This is a genomic window from Neobacillus drentensis, assembly GCF_036962765.1.
In the GTDB taxonomy this organism is placed as follows: Bacteria; Bacillota; Bacilli; order Bacillales; family Cytobacillaceae; genus Neobacillus; species Neobacillus drentensis_C.
Genome location: NZ_JBALOS010000084.1, coordinates 10400 through 11487 on the forward strand (window position 1 = coordinate 10400; position 1088 = coordinate 11487).

The window sequence follows — 1088 nt, forward strand, 5'->3', positions numbered from 1 at the left end:
TGCCACGAAGCATCTAGTTAAACGGGTTATAACACTTATACGAAAAACAACAATCTATGCGAAAATAGCCTTTATTAAACACTTGAATTATTTTATCATAAAACATCCGGAAGTTTCAATACAAAAACGAGGGAAAAGATGTTCCCCTCGTTTAAACCATTATTTTTTACTAGTAATATGCTTTGCTTTTTCTTTATTATGTTCTTCAAGTGTTTTTGTAAAAATAACATCTCCGTCCGCAGTAGCTAGGAAGTAATAAAAGTCTGTGTCCGCAGGTTCAAGTGATGCTTCAATCGAAGACTTTCCGGCACTCGCAATTGGACCAGGGGGTAAACCAGTATTTTGGTATGTGTTATATGGAGAATCCACTTCTAGATCCTTGTATAATACCCTGGCCTTGTGTTTCCCTCGCGCATAAAGAACGGTTGGATCTGTTTGGAGCATCATTCCCTTTTTGATGCGGTTATAAAAAACACTTGCGATTGTCTTACGGTCAGCTTTTTCCGTTGCTTCCTCTTCTACTAATGAGGCCATAGTCAATAGTTGATGTACGGAAAGCTTTTTCTTCTCACTTTTTTCTGCATATCCAGATAAAACTGTCCTTGTTTTCGTAAGCATTGCCGCAACCATTTCCTCAACAGACGGATTCTTTTTGTAAAAAGGATAGGTTGCAGGGTATAAATAACCTTCAAGCGGATATTTAACCGACGAATTTAGGATTTCTTCTGTTAAAATATCAGGGTATTTAGCCATTAGTGTTTTAATAAATTCTTTGTCGTTTAATTTAATAAACACATCATTTTCATTCTGTTTAGTTGCTTTTGCCATTATCGCAGCTATTTCCTTCAGTTGTCTTCCTTCAGGAATCGTTATTTTAAAACTGGCCTGGGCCAGTACTTTTCCAGTTTTTAGGCGACTGACGATTTCAGGGACATCCATAGAAGGACTTAGTTGATACTCGCCTGCCATAAATCCAGCTTCATTTTTTAACTTGACATAATATTTAAAAACCTTTGCACTTTTTATGATCCCTTTTGATTCTAATGTTTCAGCAATCCCTGTTACGGATGAACCCATCGGAATATCTA

1 protein-coding gene is annotated in these 1088 nt (G+C 36.8%); it reads right to left on the reverse strand.

Annotated features, from left to right (window positions below):
- Window positions 1-159 precede the first annotated feature (159 nt).
- On the reverse strand, window positions 160-1088 hold a 929-nt coding region (gene mltG / locus V7137_RS12270; RefSeq protein WP_335698351.1), incomplete at its 5' end, for an endolytic transglycosylase MltG.